Raw genomic sequence first — 20,498 nt, forward strand, 5'->3', positions numbered from 1 at the left:
TGTTCCCCCCTAGAAGAACAGATTTCATTCTTTTCGTTCAAGAAAAGCAAGTTTCAGTATACCATTCTCATAGCGGAAACGCGTCTCATAATGCTTTAATAACCTCTTTCAATATTAACCAAGTTAGAAGGCCATTCACCTTGCTCAACTTTTTGCAGCGTTTCAACAAAACACTCGACGGCTTCTTTAGGCACCGTTACCGCTGAAATATGAGGTGTTATGACGATATGTGAATGCTTCCACCAAGATGATTCTTTCTTTAGCGGCTCATGTTCAAACACATCTATGTATGCTTTTCGAATACGCTTTTGCTCAATGGCTCCTATCAATGCATCTTTATCTACAGTTGCACCTCTTCCAACATTTATAAAGTATGCATTTTCAACTAAGTTCATCCATTTCTGATCAAAGTAGCTTTTTGTTTCATTCGTTAACGGCATTGTGCTAATAATCCAACCAGCTTCTTTTAACAAGTCTCTTTCCTTTGAAATCGATACCACTTGATCAAATGACGGCTTTTCATTTCCACTTTTAGATACCCCTATCACTCGTACACCAAAAGATTTTAAAATAGCTGCAAGACGTCTGCCGATTTCACCTGTTCCATAAATCATGACCGTTTGAGTAGAAAGCTGCTTAGGTTCTACCACTTTCCACTGCTTTTGTTGTTGCTGATGTTGAAACTGTGCGTGGTGCTGAAGTTCAGCTAGCATATAGCTAAGACAATATTCACTGATCCGCTGACCGAATGAACAAACTGTACGTGTTAACATCACATTCTTTTTCCACTTACGGCTTTCCAAAAAACGATCGACTCCTGCCCCAAGAGAATGAACCCATTTAAAGCTATGATTTTCAAAGCAATCCGTTGGACCGAAGGATAAAAGTGCGTCAGCCCAGTTTAAATCTTCAATTGTAACGTCTTGCTCTTCCATAAATCGAAACGTCTGTGTGAGCTTCTTTTGGTTGATCATCTCCTGCAGCTCTTTATGCATTCTTCCTGCCACTAGTACCGTATGAATTTTCATTTGTTTTCCTCCTGCCTTTTTGTTCTTCTATATACTCTATTTGAATAATTCGGTATGACCGTTCCTTCGTCATGACGGATTTTCTACATTGATATATAGTATGAATGAAGTGAAAGGAAGAAGCGAGTGAATTTTATATGACTTTCAGGGCTAGAAAACTCATATGGATTTATGTATATAAGTTCGCTATAATCGTTATGAATCAATTTGTTTATAACGAAACGTACGATAGATATTTTAAAAGAAAAGGTGTGTCAGCATGAGTGTATTAAACGTAAAAAATCTAAGCCATGGTTTTGGTGACCGTGCGATTTTTAACGACGTATCATTTCGATTGTTAAAAGGTGAACACGTCGGATTAATTGGCGCAAATGGCGAAGGTAAATCAACATTTATGAACATCATTACAGGCAAGCTAGAACCGGATGCAGGAAAAGTAGAATGGTCTAAAAAAGTGCGCGTCGGCTATTTAGATCAGCACACGGCACTAGAGCGCGGTCTTTCTATTCGTGATGTCCTAAAAAGTGCTTTTCAATACTTATTTGATTTAGAAGCCCAAATGAATGGTCTCTATGAGAAAATGGCAGATGTATCGCCAGAAGAACTCGAAAAACTATTAGAAGAAGTCGGTACAATTCAAGACCTTTTAACAAACAATGATTTTTATGTCATCGATGCTAAAGTTGAAGAGATTGCACGCGGATTAGGGTTAGAAGATATCGGCTTAGATCGCGATGTACAGGATTTAAGCGGTGGACAGCGTACGAAAGTATTATTAGCCAAACTGCTGCTTGAAAAACCAGAAATCCTATTACTAGATGAGCCTACAAACTACTTAGATGAACAGCATATTGAGTGGCTACGACGCTACTTGCAAGAATATGAAAATGCCTTTATTTTAATTTCTCACGATCTTCCATTTTTAAATAGCGTAATCAATTTGATTTATCATATGGAAAACCAAGAGTTAAATCGTTATGTAGGTGACTACGACGATTTTATGAAAGTATATGAGATGAAAAAACAACAGCTTGAAGCTGCTTATAAAAAACAACAGCAAGAAATGGCTGATTTAAAAGATTTCGTAGCGAGAAACAAAGCGCGTGTGTCGACACGAAATATGGCCATGTCCCGTCAAAAAAAGCTGGATAAAATGGAAGTGATTGAGCTAGCGCAAGAGCGCCCGAAACCGGAGTTTAACTTTAAGAGTGCTCGTACTTCAAGCAAATTAATTTTTGAAACATCTGATTTAGTCATCGGATACGAAGAGCCGCTTTCTAAGCCATTGAATTTAAAGATGGAGCGAGGTCAAAAAATTGCCCTTGTAGGAGCGAACGGCATCGGGAAAACAACTCTTTTAAAAAGTATTTTAGGAGAAATCAAGCCAATTTTAGGCTCTGTAGAAAAAGGAGATTACCAGCATATTGGCTATTTTGAACAAGAAATCAAAACGGCTAATTACAATACGTGTATTGAAGAAGTATGGAATGAGTTTCCTCACTTTACCCAATATGAGATTCGTGCAGCTCTAGCTAAATGCGGCTTAACAACGAAACACATTGAAAGTAAAGTAGAAGTTCTAAGCGGTGGAGAAAAAGCAAAAGTCCGTCTATGTAAGCTGATTAACAATGAAACAAACATTCTTGTACTGGATGAGCCTACAAACCACTTAGATGTAGATGCGAAAGATGAATTGAAACGAGCTTTAAAAGAATACAAAGGAAGCATCTTAATTATTTGTCACGAACCTGAGTTTTACCAAGATGTTGTCACAGATGTGTGGAACTGCGAATCTTGGACAACTAAATTATTTTAAAAAACAGGTTAAAAGAGGCATATCTTTTAGAAAAAGTGGGAATGATAAGATTAAGTTCCCCCCCTTTGTGTGAGTAGCCATTTTTTAAATGGTTACTTTTTTTATGTATAGTCCTTTAATAAAATGGCTATATTGTATCTATACTCCCTAAACCCAAAAAGGCCGCTGCAGCGATGCAGCGGTCTTTTCATGGTCATGGCTTCATCTGTAGCCAGCTATCAAAATGATGAACAGCTATACTGCTTGGAGGATTTTCAGCTTGACACTCCGTAAGCACCATACCCAGCTCTTGCATCATCTTTTCTTCTCCTTTAGCAGAAAAAGAAATGTGTTCTCCTTCATCTGAAGCCATCGTTTCTACCCCTATTTCAATCGGAGTGGATAGCACACGTCCCCACTTTCGTTCATTTTCTGTTATTTCAGCAATACCGTTTTCCTTACCTGCTTGGTTTCGGTACGCCATGATTGTGACTTCATCAGCGTACTGAATAACCCACCGCCCCAACGAACCAGAACCGTTGCTATTTTTGAATGAAACTTCGTCAAACCAAAACGGTATATCTACAGCAAGCGGCAAGCCTAACTGACGAGACTGTAAAACCGCTTGAGAAATTACATATTGGTACTGCACAATGCTTTTAGCTCGATTATTTTCCCAGCTTTTATACAAATACGGCTCTACATCCAAATGAACCCCTGAAAATTGCTGTTGTTCTTCTGCTTCTGCTTGGTAAGCTTTTATCCAATTAAAAAATGCTTCTTGCTTTTCTACACCGGAAGTCCCTATCCAATAAGGAGCGCTGTCAAGCGCGTAAACACTTATACCCTGGACTTGCGCTTGTTCAATAAAACGCTTATATACGGAGGGTGAAAGATGAGCATCAATTTGCAAATACACCTTTGTCACCTTTTTTTCTTGAAGTTTTTCGAGGATATTCTCTTGGCGCAACATCCATTTTTTTGTACCCCACACCCACGTCGACAGCGGTATATTCATCTCTGCATTCACCTTCGAACCATACCCTATTCCTTTCTCCATATTAAACAACCCTACAACCAGCAGAAAAATAAGAACGCACTTGCTTTTCACACTCTTTTTCCTCCTTTATACGAGCCAGAACTCATATAAAGAGAGGCTGGCAGCTTGGCAAGTTTATGGTGACTTTCTCCCTTAAATCTGCAGCTTTCAGCAAACTGGTCCTTATCAATTTGTTTTCAACCTAATTTTTGTATGTCCTATCGGTTGCTTGGTTTACTTTTCTATATCTTTCTTATTGAATAAATATGCCTGCTTTGGATGATTTGGCTGATTTGGATATTTCAACTGTAATTGTCCTTTTCGTAATAGCTTTGTTAAATAGTTATTTCGTACTCCATCCGGCGTTCTTTCTAATAAATAAGCAAACTCTTTAAGCATGAGCGGTTTTTCTTTGCATAGCTCAAGAATAATATGCTCCATCTGATTCGGCGAAAGCCGTTTTTTTTCACGAGCCAGCGCTGCAATATCCCATAGCTTCGTATCAATATCTTCAACATTCACTGAATTAGAAAAATCATCTTCTGGTTCTTTATTATAGGAGTTAATCTCCTTATTACTGGAGTATGACTCACTATTAGAGTAGTTATCTCCTTTACTATAGGAGTTATTATCGTTATTATATGAGTTAAACTCCTCTATTAAATATTTATTATAGGAGTTAATATTGTTATTATAGGAGTCTGTTTCGACATTGTTTTTAAGTGTATTTTGATATTTTTCGACACCTTTAAAATTATTTCCCGACTCGGTTATGGGCGTACTGTGAGTGTCTTTCTCAGAAGAACTCTCCTGTCTCTCTTGGGCGGACAGGGATAAAGTGACCACTGTACGATGCATAGAAATATCTTGATCAATAGCAGGCATTTTATAATGATGCAAGCTCCAATTTTGCTTTACTTTTTTCAAACCAGAGCCTGAACGTTCACATAGCCCTAGTAGACTGAATAACTTAACGATGTTTGGATTCCGAAGCTGACTAACGGTATGGCTAAAAACTGAATCTGAAGGTGCTAATAAAAGACCTGGATTAGAAAAGACATAATATGTAGGTTGCTTTTCTAAAATAACACCGCCTTCGCCATTATAATCTGCATGAATAAGCATATTAATTAAAACTTCTGTTAAAGAGGAAGCGATTGATGGCTGAGGTTCGTTATTACGAACAATTTCATGAATATGGAAATAAAAATCAAAAATATTTCCTGACCAAGTCCCGTCTTGAGAAGTAAAGCGCTCTGTCCACTCTTCATTTCCTTTACTTTCCCTGTATTCTAAAAAGTATTGTGGTAAAACTTCTGTAATAATCCGTTCTTCACTGAATAAAAGCAGGCCTGCTAGTGTGACTCCCTCTTTATGGGTATCTCTAACCTTTCCCCACGCTCCTACTTTGTATAAAAACTCCTTTGTTTCAAGCGCATTCCAAGGATGAGCTGGTTTTACTTCAGCAAATCGATCCCGGTAGCTTTTGATCGTATCAAAATTTAATTCGTTTAATCCATAGTGCTCTAGGATGAGATTATCTTGTAACATATTCAACTCTCCTATTATCTTTGTATATTTATTTAACAGCGCGAATATGCTGTTTCTTCCCTCTTATTAATAACATACTGAATTTACTTATATAGATGCCATCAGCACTCTAAAGTAACGCGCATAAATTGACCTTGTGTCGCGCAGTCTCTTCTATACCGATATACACATCCCATCTATTCTATCATTTTTTCTTTATTCTCTCCTTCATTTTTCAATCTTCAAAACCGTAGGGTTTATTGTGTAAAAGCTGTGGATAAAAATAAATATCCACAGCTTTTACACAGCTTACAAATCCTTTTCTAGCTGTTTTAATGTAAATTTGATATAATACCCTTCATAACAACGGAGTAAGTGAGGGATTACGTATGGAAAAAGCTACATTTGCAGGTGGATGTTTCTGGTGTATGGTTACACCTTTTGAAGAGCTAGAAGGTATTCACGGCATTGTATCAGGATATATGGGGGGAACTGTGGATAACCCTACTTATGAGCAAGTAAAATCTGGCACAAGCGGTTACTACGAAGTGGTTCAAATTACATTTGATCCTGAAGTGTTTCCCTATAAACGTCTATTAGATCTTTATTGGCCACAAATTGATCCAACAGATGACGGAGGTCAATTCCAAGATCGCGGCTCGCAATATCGAACAGCAATTTTTTACCATAATGATAGCCAAAAGCAGGCAGCTGAAGAGACGAAGCTAGAGGTCGCAAAAAGCGGACGTTTTAAAAAACCAATCGTGACAAGCATCCTTCCAGCCTCTACTTTTTATGAGGCTGAAGAGTACCACCAAGATTTTCACAAGAAAAATCCAGATCACTATAAAGAAGACCGTGCTAAGTCTGGTCGGGACGAATTTATTCAAGCTAACTGGAAATAATTCTTGTGTTCAAAATAAAGCCGCATAGTAAATGCTATGCGGCTTTATTTTACCAGTTATCTGTATAAGTTGATGTTGTTGACGGCACGCTCCAATATTGCTGGGTAGGCTGCCATACCTTTAACGCTCCATCAGCTTTCTTCACAATTGCTTTAAATTGAACACTTTGACTCTCAGGAAAATAAACGGTGCCTCTCCAATCAGCTGTAGATGAATTATATGTTAATTTAATTGGATAAATAGAGGTATCCCACTGACCTAACTCAGCTCTATCTCCAACGATATAGACTGTTTCTCCTACTGTAGTTGGCGCATTTTTTACTACAACCGTTTGCGCAACTGGTGTAACGCCCAAAGTATTTTTAAATTGCCCCATAAGCATATCGTTATTAATTACATCGTAGAAACGAAGCAAAGTAAATCCCGCAAAATTATAATTAAAGGCCATTTCAGCTGCTTTTTTATATTGATCTTCGCTGCCTATGCTTAAAGCATTTTCCCCATTTAAAACAATTCCTTTTGCATTCGCAATATCCGCTACTTGGCGTACAAGCGTCTTTGGCATGGAATATTCGGGATAACTCCCACTGTCCGTCATTTCTAAACATGTAAAGGTGATGTCTAATTTGGCGGTTTTAAACGCACCCAAAAGCCCATTGTAATCATTGTATCCAGCCGGTTTTTCTGCAGCATGAGGAATCGTTGGATTATTGTACTGCCAATGGATTCCTGCCACTTTTGCACCGATCGGTACGTTAAAGGTTGAATCAAAAGCCTGATGAGCTAACTGTCCAATACGTTTTGTGTGGCCTTCCAAAACTCCTTGATACCACGCTAAGAAGTCTTTTCCATAAGCTGTTGAATAACCATCTTTTAAGAACTGATAGCCATCTGAAGGCGGTAAAATTTGCGATGTAGATGTTAAATTTGTTCCCCATGCCTGATTAACGCCGGCGAGTGAACCATATTTAGTCAAAGCATATGATTGAAACTGACTTTTAGCGAAGTTCGTATACACTTGAAATTTCCCTCTAGACGGATAGCCGGTTCCGTCTGCTGCTGTATAAGACGGATAACGAATTTCACCTGCAGGACCTCCTGATAAATAGATTTTAGCAATCACGTCTTTATAGGGTGCTAACGCTTGCGCAAATGCCGTGTAGAGCTCTCCGTACTGCTTAGAAATAACGTCGGTTGCAAGCGGGCTTAGCGTTTCTTTATTTATCGTTCCTGTTTCAGATTTAAAGTAAAGACTGTCATCGCTTTTTAAGTTCCATACCCAAGATGGAACCGGAACGTTACAATCATCTCCTACATTCCCACCGCACTGATGAGTAGAAATGATTGGAACGATCTTTATACCTGCATTACGAGCAGCTTGAGCAAAGCGCTGCGCATAGGAAAAATCGAACTGCTGATCACCGTTTTTCTCCATATCTCCCCACCAAAAGTCTACTGTCACTGCATAAAATCCATTTTGTTTCGCTTTGCGTAAATCGTTCTCAAATGCTTCCCAAGTCGTATAGTCTGTTACTTTTTTCAACGGCGCCATTAAGTAGGTTTTGTAACCGGAATTCATTGATTTTCCATCTACGGCAGCCGCTCCGTTAATGGGATTCAAAATGAAAACGTTAACAAAAGTAAACATTAAAACGAAAGCCAATCCTTTTTTACATAGCTGTTTCATATCTTCCCTCCATTTTTCAAAATCACCTATAGGTATTCGGCGGATTTTATTTTTTTCCTTTTTCTTTTATAAAAAAAGACGCCCTGCCAGGACGCCATCTTCCTTAGTTCCAAATTTCATTCACCCATTCAGGGTGGTCAATAAATGGATTGCGATTATGCTGATAGTCTGAATAAATAACATCATTTCTACGTCGTTCTCGATCATCTACTGGGTCTTGGTCGTTCCATTGAAGAAGTACAGATAGTTTTCCATGATAAGGAGCAGTGCCATTATTCACTAAGTTATTAAGCTCCAAGTCAGGCTCATCACTTACATCGCCTTCATAGCGAACTGCCATATAAAACAGCATGCGAGCCACGTCACCTTTTACTTCATCTCGAGGCTCCCATGAATCTCTGTCAAAATAATTTCCGAGTGCTTCGCTATGTTCCGTCCCTCCGTTATCAAAATCTAAGTTTCCTCTTGTACTATTTACGGACACATCGGTTGGACGTAAGTGATGGAGGTCTGTTCCAGGTCCCATGGCTGTTCCAAAATCCCCGTGGGACTTTGCCCAGACATGCTCACGGTTCCAATTGTCCGCTCCGCCTCCATTTGTATTCTTAGCCTGTGAACGCCCCGTATAGAGCAAAATAACGTTATTTGCGTTAGCTGGATCTTCATCCGTTTTCTTTAAGGCTTCCCATACAGCTGAATACGATAGTTCTGTATGATGGTCAATAATGTTATGAAGCTCTGTCTTTAAGGCATCTCCTGTTTTTCCAGCTGCGGTACGATAATAGTCTTCTACTGGAACGGTTGGTTCTGTTGGATCCGGATCCGGATCTGGATCTGGAGCCGGATCAGTTCCTTCTGTTTCTATACTGATAGAAGTAACTGATTTTATTCCCGGATGTAAAAAATAAGAAGTGAGTGTTCCTGTAACTGTAAGGCTTTTTCCTTTTAATTCTGGGTGACTTTGCAGTCCAAATGCACTTCGTAAATTTGAAGGAATTTGAACATATATCATTTTGTCTGTGCTGGTTTCATTTGGGCTGTCAGCAAGAGCAAGTGCATAATCGTTTGGATAACTCCCTGTAATAACTGTAGATGTGGCTGTAGGTTGACCTACTACATACCCTTTAACAGCTTGTACACTACTGTTTTGATTCCCAAGAGCTTGTGAAACAGATAAAGATGTGGCTGCTTGACTAATAGGAGTTAAGCTCACTAAAAGGGCAAAAACAAGCAGGGACATCATCCATGTTTTTTTATACAGAGCGTGTAATCTCATTTTTTAATCCTCCTTATAATAAGGTTGAAAACTAGTTTTCTTCCACCTCTTTATATTATTTTTTCACTGTGAATTCCCTGCGTCTTTTTTGTTAAGTTTTATAGTGAAAAAGATGTGTTCTTTTTTACAGCGATCTCCAATTTATGCGCAGAATTATATTTTTAAAAGTCCACATTGGAAAAAGCATTATGTGTCTTTCTTTATATATGGTATAATCAACCGAATCGTAAAAGAGCTTATAATATTTCAGAAAATGAAATGATTTAAATAGAAATGAGGATTGTCTATGCTTAGTTTTGACGAAAAATTGGCTATTATTTCATCGTTCCCAGAGCTGCATCGAAAAGATGTATCTTTAGGGCGCGTGAATTTTCATTATGAAGAAAGCGTGTATGATAAAACGGTTGTCGTGCATCATCTACACCCTAACGGAAACGGATTCGTATATGCAGGATTTTTGAAAGGATATGAAGCAAATGACAAAGGTCTTGTGAATATCCGCGATTATACAGAAGAACAGCTTCGCTCAATTATTCAAGCTTCTATTGAATCTTTGTCTACCCTTCCTGATACAGCTAGAGAAGAAGCCATTGTAGGAAATGGAAATGAACAGCGCTGGAACGGTCCAGACAATGCAACACTTTTACTTGTTCATGAAGATGACCTGTGGAATATTTATTCTGGCTTGAATTTAGAGGCTGCATTCTTATCTTACGAAGAAGCAGAAGATTATTTGTTTGAAGAAGGCTTCCGCCGCCTATAAACTTGCATCTATACGCAAAAACCTCGCTGTTGATTAACAGCGAGGTTTTTTCACTTTTTAACAGAAGGCTGAGGGCTAATTCGCGGTATTAAAACGGCAAATAGTACAACAATCCCCACACCAATCAATAATAAATAAAACCATTGTAAGTCTGATGACTTTTCAGAAACAGTTTGTTCTGCTTGATTTTTCTTATAGGAAATGTTTTTAGAAGAAAACAAGTTATATTCTTTTGCTTTCGCAGAAATCGTATTATCTTCGGCTGATGCGTTCGCAAAAAGATTTTCTCTTAAGCTCTCTTTTTCTACGTCTTCCTCTTTTTCAAATGTAAGATCCTTTATTTCCTCCGGAATATTTCCTACTTCTTTTTTATTTTCCAGCAGAGACTCAGGGTCCAATTTAATCGGATCATCTTTATATACATTTGGTTTGATATCTTCAACGTTTCCGTCATCAGCTTCAGCCGCTGCTGCTATAGGGAAACAAAGAAGAGAAAAAATAAGAACGATACTCCCAATCTTCTTATTAAGCACTATAGGTTTCATCATTTTCAACCTCTTTAGTCGTCTTTAAAGCACGAATAATAGATGGCAGAACACTTAAAACAGCAGTCATTCCCACTAATACAATAAGCGCCTGTCCAAACAGAGACTGCGTATCATATTGAATCGACATATACACTTTAGATACTGGATCTTCGTAATTAAAGTTTGGCATAGACAAGTTAAGAAGCGGGGTAACATAAAACAAAATCAACCCTACTGTCGTCACCCATCCAGCGAAGTTTCCTAATAAGAAAGCAATACGTACAAGTGTAGATGAAGCAAGCAATAAGACGATTGTAAAGATTGACCATTCCATTGCCCGGTCTCCTGATAACGAATAAATGTTAAGACTAAAGATACTTACCATTAACCCTACAATCAAATTCAATAACCCAAACAACGTACCTTTTACCAGCATCGGCGCGTGTCGATAGTATTGACTAAAATAGCCAATGAGTAAGCTGCTGATTAAGATAATAACCAAAATAACAACAGGTGGAACCTCTTTTACTCTTTCAGCCGGCACTTCACCGCTTACTTGAAGAGGATTGGCTAAATAGTGGTAGACGTAATCATTATTCTGTCCATCTACTAATGTATTATTTAACAAGCGATATACCTGGCCGCGAACTAACTTCGTTGAATCCACATTTTGAGCCCACTTGCTGTTAAGCGTGTCAGCTTTATCCTGTACTTCATTCACTCGCTTTTGCAATTCATCTGTGTATGTGACAACATTAGCTTGTCTTTCACCTAAAGATGAAATGAGTTCATTCATTCCCTTCAACTCTTGACCCATGCTTTGCTGCAGCGTCATTAAGCCCGTTACGTCCGGAGCTTCTTTCTTTTCTAATGTCTGATCTTCACCTGCGCTGGATTGAAGCTCTTGATTCATTGCATTTGCTTTTTCTTGAATAGCTGATAGCTCTTCCATAATAGATGCTTGTTCAGCATCAACTGTTTGTCCATATTGATCAGCAAAATCTTGCACTGAACTTTGGAACTGCGCTAACTCTTCTTCTGTTAGAGACAGGTTTTCCTGGATTTGCTTACGCGCGTCTTGAGATGAGACGGTTCCAGCTAACACCTGCTGCAAACTTCCTTTAATAGAGTCATTGTTAAGGACACTATTCTGTATGTCCGTATTTCCTACTTGAGCTAAAGTTAAATCATACTGCGATAAATCACCGTAGTACTTTAGCAAATCTTCTGCATTGCTGCTTTTAATCTTACCTGAGAATGTATTGTTCAGCTTTTCCTTGCGAGAAGCTGAAAGGTTTGGAGAAGATAAGATTTTATCTTCTTTGTGTTTAATCATCGTAATGAGATTGTCTACATCCACACTACCTTTAGAAGGCTTTTTGTCGTCTTCTTTCAACTTTTCATTCTCTTTTTTTAATCGTTCATTTTCTTCTTGAAGCTTAGCAATTTGACTGCTGGACGACTTTGTTGCTTCTTCTAAGTCTTTCTCTGCTTTGTTTTTCTGTGCTGTTAAAGACTTAACTTCTGCTTCCAAACTTGCAATTTTCTGCTTCAGCGCATCCGTATTTTCTCCTGAGGTTTCAGGCTGAACCGTTACATTTTGCAGCTCATCTCTGACTGCTTGTACCTGTGTTTTCAGATTGGCCACTTTTTCAAGCGCACTTTTCACAGCATTGGATGTACCTGATGAGTCCGGTGTTTCAGGTGTTTCCGTGGCCTCAGGTGTCTCAGGTGTTTCAGGTGCTTCAGGCGCTTCGGGTGTTTCACTCGTCATTCCTTGGAGCTGCTTTTCTAAATTATCAAGCCCTGTTGATATATCATCAAGCTTTGCTGTTTGCTGAGATAAATCCACTTTAATTGGTTCTGACGTTCCTTCGCCTTGGCCGGAATCCGGCTGAGTTCCGTCATCTTCTCCTGGATCTGTTGGCGTCTCTCCACCTTGATTTGGATCTGGCTGAGTTCCATCATCTTCTCCTGGATCTGTTGGCGTCTCTCCACCTTGATTTGGATCTGGCTGAGTTCCATCATCTTCTCCTGGGTTCGTGGGCGTTTCTTCCCCTCGATTTGGATCTGGCTGAGTTCCATCACCTTCTCCTGGATCCGTTGAGCCTCGGCTACCATCATTTGATGAAGCTGCCTCTAGCTGAGCTCGAAGCGGCTTCAGCTTATTTTCAATTTGATTTAGCGTTGTTTGCTCAGACTGCTGTTTGTATGAGCTGATTATTTGGCCGTTCAAATCCTGTAGAGCTTTTTCTTGTTCAGTAACATTATCCGCTTGTTTGTCTCCAAGTTCTCCAACGGCTTTTTGATTTTCATCCAGCTGCTGTTGAATGGAAGACAAGCCGCTGAATACTTGATTGGCCTGCTCGTCAAAACTTTGCTTGGAGCTTGGCTGATTAGATTCAAGGGAAGATAACCCTTCTTGAATCGCAGCGACGCTTTGAGCCTGCGTTTTTTCAAGCATTTGCTTCTGTGCTTCTTGATATGTTTGATACTGATTTACATATTCAATGAAGTTGTTTAAATTCTTTTCAACCTTTGCTACGTCGCCTTGTCTGTCGCTGGAACCTTTTTCTACTTTATTTACATTATCTTGGATTTGCTGAAGAATTTTCTTTTGATCATTTAATTCACCTGCTAAATCTTTTGAATTTGGTTTATAAAAAGCGACCATTGTTTTTTGAAAGGCGATTTCTTTATTTAGAATTTTATCGAACTGTCCCCTTACCTTATCCACTTCCTGTGATACATAACTCCAGTACAAAGAGGACATTTCATTATTAACCTTCGTAGTAGCATCTTCTAATTCCCCTACTACTTTTTCCTTATTAACTGCGTTAAGCTGACTTTGAACTTTATATTCCAACGTAGCTTTTTCTGGCTTTTTTTCCTGATACGATAGAATATTTTGTGAGAAAGTTGAGGGAATATAGATAACAGCATCATATTTCCCATTCTGTAAACCGCTTGTAGCCGCGCTTCGTCCAAGTACAGTCCATTGATAATCTGACCCCTCTTGTAATAGAGGAGTCACTTTTTCTCCAAATTCTATCACTTTTTCACTGTTTTCTTTTACTCCATTATCTTCATTAACAACCGCAATCGTTCTTGTTGAATTTTCTGTGACCTGCAGCGGGTTGTCTCCAATATACTGGAAAAAGAAAGAAGGAAGAGCCAAAATTAAAACAACAGCTAATATGACTTTAAGTGTATACTTACGCTGTTCGGTCATGTTAAGATCTTCCTTTCACTTACACATAGCGGGATTTGAATTCTCGTTTCTTTTCCACTTTTAATATAATAACCGAAGCCAGGATTAACGTCTGCTTCTTTTCGGTCATAAGGAAGTGTAAATAAGCTTTGCTCCGTTTTCTTCATCAGCAACACAGCTTGGCTAATTTGCTTCACTTCTGTTGTTAACGCGTCAAATCCTTTTGAAAACTCATTGTTGTTCCCTGCAACAATCAAGTTAAAGCCCAAGTGGCTATAATTTTTCATCAATTTTGTAATACGATCCTGCAGGACGCTGTCTAAGTTTTGCTGGAATCGTACAAATCCATCTACTACAAGCATGATTGGAGCAAATGAAAGACTGTGTACTGTTCCTTCCTGTACTGCTTCTAAATACTTATTTTCACGTCGCTGCAATCGTTCTCCGGTTAGGTCAAGCCAATTGATAATCTGTTCTTTTGTTTCCATGTAAACAACTTGTTCTTCAGCTGCATAGCTTGATAAACCGCGGTCAACCGAATCGAATAGTCCGATTTGTTTTACGCCTTGTTCAAGAGCTGTTTGCAGTATAACTTTCACTACATTTGTCTTTCCTTTTTGCGTTTGTCCCATGACAATGCAATGCTTATTTTTCGTAAAGTTCATATGCACCGGTCTAACAAATTCTTCATCTAATCCGAGAGGAATGACTCCTTTTTCCCGAAGAACTCTTCTGTCCGTCATAAACTCGGCAAGTACAAGTTTCGATGACAGCATTGGTACAGGCTCCGGAAGAATAGCATCAGCATATTGATCCTTTAATCGTTGAATATGCAGCTTAATTCCATCAAAAATTTCAAAATCATCTTTTCCTTCCACAGGTAAAAATAGCTGTGCAAAATAAGGTTGATCCGTTTTGATAATAGCCCGACCAGGAATAGACTCTAGGACATACGGCGTACGTCCTAAAATAGAATAAGCTTCTGAATGATCCATTAAGTAATGAACCACTTTCGTTTTCAAGTTATTCATAAGCGACTGACGGATAGAATTCACGCGCGTGGCAGTAAAGATCATATAAATTCCTAAAGACTGACCGTCACGCACAAGCTGTGTGAACTGCATTTCTAGATCTTGCATTTCTTCTTTGACAAGATCAAAATTATCAATCGTGATAAAAATTAGGGGAAGCTCTTCGGAACTTAAAGCATTATACATTTTGATATTGCTAACTTCCTGCTGCTGAAATAACTGCTTTCGCCTTGCAATTTCTTGTTTGATAATCGTCATGAATTTTTCAATTTTACGCATTTGATCCATTAAGAAATAATCCGCCGTATGGGGCAGCTGGCGAAGCGGCAACAGCGTGCCGTTTCCAAAGTCAAAAATGTAATAATGAAGCTGCTCTGGGCTCTGTCTTTCAGCTAGGCTAAGAAGCAACATCATGACTGTAAACGATTTACCGTATCCTGACGAACCAAATATACCAATATTTCCATCGTCCATCAGCTGATAGTTATGCACCGTTTGACTTTGCTTTTCCGGTTCATCAATTAAGCCAATTGGGAATACTCCCTCTCGCTTCTCTTTGTACTCACTGCGAAGCAATCTTTCTTTAAGAGGCGGCAGCCATGGACTATTTAATTTTTTGATACCTAATTCCTGCTGCGTTTGTTCAATTTTTTGCACCACCACATCAATTTCTGCTTCTGCTTGTTTAGATGAGGTCTGCTGAGTAGATACATCAGATAATGGAACCAACCCGAGGTCTGTTACAATGGCTACTTCATCTTCAGCTCCATACGTATCTTCCATGTACGGTGCGCCGCTCCAAGCTGACTGGAACAGTTCATACACTTCATTATTTCCAACCTGCAAATAGCCTCGACCAGTCACCGTAATAGAAGCAGCGTCCGCATTTTTTAAGATTTCTTTACTGTCAGCGGCATCTTGGACTTTTAACGCTACTTTAAAGCGCGCATTACTCCAAATTTGATCGTCAATAACGCCGCCTGGCTTTTGAGTTGCTAAAATTAAATGAACGCCTAGACTACGCCCGATGCGAGCCGCGCTGACTAATTCGCGAATGAACTCTGGTTCTTCACTTTTTAACTCGGCAAACTCATCCGAAATTAAGAATAAATGCGGCAGAGGTTCTTCCGCCATACCTTGCTTATATAAATCTGTATAATCATTAATATGATTTACTTCATATCTATCAAACAAGCGTTGGCGTCGCTTCAATTCACTTTTAATAGACGCTAAAGCTCTTGTACTAAAATTCTTGCTTCCTTCAATGTTTGTAATGGTTCCAAGCAGGTGAGGCATGTTTTTAAAGGGCTGAGCCATTCCCCCGCCTTTATAGTCGATCAATAAAAATGCAACTTCATGGGGGTGAAAATTCACTGCTAGAGAAAGAATATACGTTTGTAAAAATTCACTTTTTCCTGACCCCGTTGTACCTGCAAGCAAACCATGAGGGCCATGGGCTTTTTCGTGGAGATTTAGTTCAACAATATCTTCTTTTCCTTTTAAACCAATCGGAACCGCTAGCGACTTAGCTGATTCATTACTGTGCCACCTTTGTACGATATCCAATTCACCAATTTCTCTCGCTTTAAATAATTCTAAGAATGAAACGCTGTTTGGAATCGAGTTGGTCATGCCAATTTGGTGATCCAATGTCCGTAGCATCCTTGCAAATCTTTCATTATACTCAAGCGTGTGTTGATCAAGTTGAAATGGAATATTCACAGCTTTTTGCTTTTGAATTAATATATCCCCTTCAGCTTCGTTAATATAACGAACGAGTGTGTGAACATGCTCCGTTAAGCTTTCCTTTGTCTCTGCCGCAAATATCGTAGAGAACCCGAGGTGAGGGTGATATCCTTCTAAATACTCTAAGATAACGTGATCTGCAATTAACTGCTGATTCGTAATAATAAAAACAAAATGAGGCAGGAAAACCACTTCCCCTTTTGCTTCATCTAAGTCGCGTTCTCTTAGCATTTCATAAATAGAAGATAAAAGCTGATCTCTCGTTTGTTCATTATAAATGAAACCTTTCGCAAAAGAATGCGGAAGCTGAAAATGAGGAAGCCACTTCATCCATTCCCACTCTTTATATTCTTCTTCATCAAAAATAAATACGAATCTCACATCATGATAACTGTGAGAAAATGCCAGCTGTCCTACGAGCTGATGCAATTCATTCTTCACCGTTTTCATCTTTCCTACCAGACCGATAGATCCTCGGCCTAAATGAGCGGTAACGGGGGCATTTTTCACTTCTCTATAGACCTTTTCCATATGCTGAGACTGTTCAAGCAAATCATCAATTTCTCTATTAGCCATATCTCCGCTATTTAAGGAAATTTGATAGCTTCCCGGAACTGTTCCTGTTCCAAGACGCACCTGTAAAAAATCACTGCTCTCCACAGTTCGTTCCCAAATCCGATCAGAAATCTGTTCTGTTAAATATTTCATTCGTTCAAACGTCGGAAAATGATAAGATAATACATCTCGCTGAACTGATACTAGTTCTTGTAATTCCTCACGTTTGTTTTCTAAGTACTTTGTATAGATTCGGCGACGACGCTCTTGTCGCTTCTTGCGCTGTTTCTTGTCTTTGAAATATTGAACGGTAGATACAATCAGCGTGGTCGTAAACATCATGACAGATATAATAATAAAAATTCCCCTAGGCTGAATAATCGATACCGTACCCATCACTAGCAGCATGACTAATGGTGGTAAAATAGTAAGCCATAAGCTTCGGTTATTTTCATCATTGTCTTGAGATGGAAAGGACAAGCTCACCTTATCATCAGGCAAATCATATACCATACGCGGGGTCCGTCTATAAACTGGGTACTTCTTTTTCATTTCAGAAATAGGCTGTGCCGTAGCCGGAAGCTTAGATGCATAGTCATAGTAGCTTTGAATCTTTAACAAATCTTTTTCAATCAATTGAATCGTCATAGAGGACCATAAAATAAGATCTCCCGGCTGAAGGTTCGTATCCTCTTCCAGTCGTTGTCCGTTAAGGTAAAGCGGTTCTTGGTTGTAAAAGACCTTCCAATTCCCATTGATTTTGGATAAGTAAAATCCTTCTTTTGGCTCTACTACACACTTTTCTTTCCGCTGATGCACATCAGCTGCTTCATCGCTTATGGAAAACGAGACTTCTGATCCGTAATCAATATAATAGACAGCTTCTTTAACAGCTGACTCCGTAAGAACAAAAGTTAAATCCTGCCCTTGTTCTCTCCATACAAACGACTCAGAAACAGATAACTCTGCTATCCTTTCTTCCCCGTAGGAAATTAAGAGCCTGCCGTTTTTTTCAGATGACAGCGTCATTTGACCTTTCTCAAACGGGTAGGAAAACGTAAAAGTTTGATGCTGAGTATTTCCAACCGTTGCTTGGCGAAAAGCATTAAAATCTATAGGCAGCTGCTGATACGTTTGCCCACTAACTACCCAAAGCATATTCATACAACTACCTCCCTACTTCGCTTGATCTTCCTGCTGTTTTTTCTGCTCTTCTTGCTTCTTTTTCTCGGCCTCTGCAGCTTTCTGTTCTTCTTCCTGCTGCTTGGCCGCCTGTGCTTCCTCAGCTTGTTTCTCTTCTTGCTGCTTGGCTGCTTCCGCTTCTTGCTGATCATTTTCTTTCTTAAATTCTTCAAGTTCATTCGCTACTTTATCAAGCTCTTCTTGCTTTTTATCAGCCGCTAAATCGTTTTCTGTCTTTAGCTGCCCTTCGTATTTCATTAGTGCATAGATAATTAACGAACGTTCTTCTAACAATCTGCTAACTTCCAGAGCTTTTTTGTTGTCTCCTCGGCCAATGTAAAACCAATAGGCAAAATACTGAGGATCTGACTGAAGCGTAATAGTCTTTAAAGCATTTGCTTTTTGGTCTTCCCCCAACTTTTCATTAACAAGATAGGAGGTTGCTATTTCGTATTGCACAATTTTAGGCATACTTTCAATATCGTAATTTTCAAGTGTGTCGACTACTTTGCTGTAGTTTTTTTCTAGAAAATATTCGTTGCTTTCTACAAACGCTTCTTGTTTAGGCTGAGCAAAAAAGTAAGAGTAAAAAGTATAAATAAGAGCTGGAATTAATAAGACAAGTATACCTACAGATGAAAACTTAAAAATGGTCCAGCGTTTTTGAGGAAGTTGAACGAGCGTCTTTTGATGTTTTTCAAGTTGGGTTAGCTTATGCTGAACAAATTGGCTCAGCTCTTCCTCATTACTGACGTGCATTATTTTTTTAGCGTCTTCCTTTAATTGTAAGGTCTCATATAACTTAAAATACTGTTCAAATGTATAAGATGAGTCGATGGCTGCTGCTATCGTAGCCTTTAATTCCTGAAAGCTTTGTTCCCTGTTAGACTCATAAGGAGGTAAACTTTCTTTTACTCCATAATGTAAAAAAGCAGAGCTTAAACTTTTATCAAAAATGATATTTTCTGGACAAATCAACAAATGCAGCCTTGAAAAAGAATGCTGCTTTACCTTTTTAATAAGCTGATCTGCAAACAGCCACTTTTGCTGTTCTTCTTTTCCCTTTAAGACCTTAAAAGGTTGAAACTCAGAAGTAGGCTTAATTGTTATTTTAAGCTCATCATCGCCCATCATGATTTCTTTTTGAAAAGCCATGTTTACATCCTTTAACATTTCAATTTCAACAGAACGATCAAGTCGAATTTTTTCTTTTTGAAAAACAAATGTATATTCATTGTGATGACGTGTCATCACAGCTTCAAGCTGTTCTTCTAAGTAGGTCGGTTTCTTCTCTGACATTCTAATAGACTCCTTTAGAGAATTTCGATACAATCACCTGTGGTAATTCCGCAGTTAATCATCGTCTCATTTCCCGAGAAAATAAGATTTTTATTTGAAACACGTATCCACGCACCGTCCTTCGGTGATTGAGTAATCTTTTTAGCTTGCCAAACGATCTCAACTACTTTTTTGATTGAATGATAGTTTGATAGTCGCAAATCGAAACGATCACCTGTATAGTGCTTTAAGTCTACTGTTACTTCTATATACATAGGGTTTCATCACCTCAAAACATAGAAAAAGCGCCTTCATCTTTTGAGAATAGGGCGCTCCTTTTATTACTTCACTTAGATTATTAGATGAAGTTAACCGCGGATTTGGCTAGCGATTTGGTTATCTGTATCTTCAAGAACGTTTGCAGAATCGTCTAATTGCTTAGCAATTTTTGTAAGTAAGTTAGACATTTCAACGAAAGAAGGTTTTAATTCTTCGTATTGAGCAGCAAATGCTTCACTTGAAGCACCTTCCCACATGTCTTGAAGTTGATTTTTCATTGTATCAAGACGGCTTACTAACTCTTGAACTTGACCGCTTTCGTTAGTATAGCGACCTGCCATATCGCGAAGTTCTGCTGGTGTTACGCGAATAATTCCTGCCATATATATCTCTCCTTCGATTTATATATTTACTATTATTGTAAGAAACTCCAGGGGTAAGGTCAAAGGTTACTTGTAAAAGCCTCCAAAAATAAGAATATATATCTACAAATACTCCTAAAAAATGCAAATAAAACCTGAAGAACCAAGATTTTGTTCTCACTTAAACCTTTTTCACCTGATCTATAGGTACCTATTTAAAGGAAAATAAAAACTGTAAGGCTATTAAATTACATTTTTCACTCATTATCTATAGAACTATTTACTAGCAATAAAAAAGCAGCAG

At 38.6% G+C, this 20,498-nt stretch carries 14 protein-coding genes; 3 read left to right on the forward strand and 11 right to left on the reverse strand.

What is annotated here, in order from left to right; genetic code table 11:
• Nucleotides 1-95: 95 nt before the first annotated feature.
• Nucleotides 96-1,028: a D-2-hydroxyacid dehydrogenase gene (locus ACLHDF_RS20270; RefSeq protein ID WP_413920444.1), complete on the reverse strand. Its 933-nt coding sequence runs from the start codon at nucleotides 1,026-1,028 to the stop codon at nucleotides 96-98.
• 259 nt (nucleotides 1,029-1,287) lie between these two features.
• Between ACLHDF_RS20270 and ACLHDF_RS20275 the strand changes: the two genes are divergently transcribed.
• Nucleotides 1,288-2,844, forward strand: a complete 1,557-nt coding sequence (locus ACLHDF_RS20275; RefSeq protein WP_413920445.1) for an ABC-F family ATP-binding cassette domain-containing protein — start codon at nucleotides 1,288-1,290, stop codon at nucleotides 2,842-2,844.
• 193 nt (nucleotides 2,845-3,037) lie between these two features.
• Here ACLHDF_RS20275 and ACLHDF_RS20280 read toward each other — a convergent pair whose 3' ends face one another.
• On the reverse strand, nucleotides 3,038-3,934 hold the full coding sequence (locus tag ACLHDF_RS20280; RefSeq protein ID WP_413920446.1) for an amidase: 897 nt from the start codon (nucleotides 3,932-3,934) through the stop codon (nucleotides 3,038-3,040).
• Between the two features lie 162 nt (nucleotides 3,935-4,096).
• A complete protein-coding gene (locus ACLHDF_RS20285) occupies nucleotides 4,097-5,413 on the reverse strand; it encodes an ATP-binding protein (RefSeq protein WP_413920447.1) in 1,317 nt (438 codons plus the stop codon).
• A 368-nt stretch (nucleotides 5,414-5,781) separates the two neighbouring features.
• Between ACLHDF_RS20285 and msrA the strand changes: the two genes are divergently transcribed.
• Nucleotides 5,782-6,297, forward strand: coding sequence for a peptide-methionine (S)-S-oxide reductase MsrA (gene msrA, locus ACLHDF_RS20290; protein WP_413920448.1), 516 nt, complete (start codon nucleotides 5,782-5,784; stop codon nucleotides 6,295-6,297).
• A gap of 49 nt (nucleotides 6,298-6,346) precedes the next feature.
• Here msrA and ACLHDF_RS20295 read toward each other — a convergent pair whose 3' ends face one another.
• Nucleotides 6,347-7,984: a family 14 glycosylhydrolase gene (locus ACLHDF_RS20295; protein ID WP_413920449.1), complete on the reverse strand. Its 1,638-nt coding sequence runs from the start codon at nucleotides 7,982-7,984 to the stop codon at nucleotides 6,347-6,349.
• A gap of 103 nt (nucleotides 7,985-8,087) precedes the next feature.
• Nucleotides 8,088-9,260 carry an endonuclease gene (locus ACLHDF_RS20300; RefSeq protein WP_413920450.1) on the reverse strand — a complete coding sequence of 391 codons (1,173 nt, stop codon included), beginning with the start codon at nucleotides 9,258-9,260 and terminating at the stop codon, nucleotides 8,088-8,090.
• A gap of 286 nt (nucleotides 9,261-9,546) precedes the next feature.
• On the opposite strand from ACLHDF_RS20300, the gene ACLHDF_RS20305 reads away from it, so the two are divergent.
• Nucleotides 9,547-10,023 (forward strand): hypothetical protein, encoded by a 477-nt coding sequence (locus ACLHDF_RS20305; RefSeq protein ID WP_413920451.1) that lies wholly within the window; start codon nucleotides 9,547-9,549, stop codon nucleotides 10,021-10,023.
• Nucleotides 10,024-10,073: 50 nt separating this feature from the next.
• On the opposite strand, the gene essA is transcribed toward ACLHDF_RS20305, so the two are convergent.
• The 6 genes from essA to ACLHDF_RS20335 all read right to left on the reverse strand — a co-directional run bounded on the left by essA (nucleotide 10,074) and on the right by ACLHDF_RS20335 (nucleotide 20,215).
• Nucleotides 10,074-10,571: a type VII secretion protein EssA gene (gene essA, locus ACLHDF_RS20310; protein ID WP_413920452.1), complete on the reverse strand. Its 498-nt coding sequence runs from the start codon at nucleotides 10,569-10,571 to the stop codon at nucleotides 10,074-10,076.
• Nucleotides 10,549-13,782, reverse strand: coding sequence for a type VII secretion protein EsaA (gene esaA / locus ACLHDF_RS20315; protein ID WP_413920453.1), 3,234 nt, complete (start codon nucleotides 13,780-13,782; stop codon nucleotides 10,549-10,551). The genes essA and esaA overlap by 23 nt, the downstream gene beginning before the upstream one ends.
• The gene (gene essC, locus ACLHDF_RS20320; protein WP_413920454.1) at nucleotides 13,779-18,257 is read right to left on the reverse strand and encodes a type VII secretion protein EssC; all 4,479 of its coding nucleotides are present in this window, start codon (nucleotides 18,255-18,257) and stop codon (nucleotides 13,779-13,781) included. Before essC ends, esaA begins: the two co-directional genes overlap by 4 nt.
• Nucleotides 18,258-18,269: 12 nt before the next feature.
• Complete coding sequence (gene essB / locus ACLHDF_RS20325; protein WP_413920455.1) at nucleotides 18,270-19,574, reverse strand: type VII secretion protein EssB; 1,305 nt, start codon at nucleotides 19,572-19,574, stop codon at nucleotides 18,270-18,272.
• A 14-nt stretch (nucleotides 19,575-19,588) separates the two neighbouring features.
• Nucleotides 19,589-19,828, reverse strand: a complete 240-nt coding sequence (locus tag ACLHDF_RS20330) for an EsaB/YukD family protein (RefSeq protein WP_025752817.1) — start codon at nucleotides 19,826-19,828, stop codon at nucleotides 19,589-19,591.
• A gap of 93 nt (nucleotides 19,829-19,921) precedes the next feature.
• Entirely contained in the window at nucleotides 19,922-20,215 is a 294-nt protein-coding gene (locus tag ACLHDF_RS20335) for a WXG100 family type VII secretion target (RefSeq protein ID WP_413920456.1), read from the reverse strand.
• Between the last annotated feature and the right edge of the window lie 283 nt (nucleotides 20,216-20,498).

Source organism: Priestia megaterium (assembly GCF_046599315.1).
In the GTDB taxonomy this organism is placed as follows: domain Bacteria; phylum Bacillota; class Bacilli; order Bacillales; family Bacillaceae_H; genus Priestia; species Priestia megaterium_F.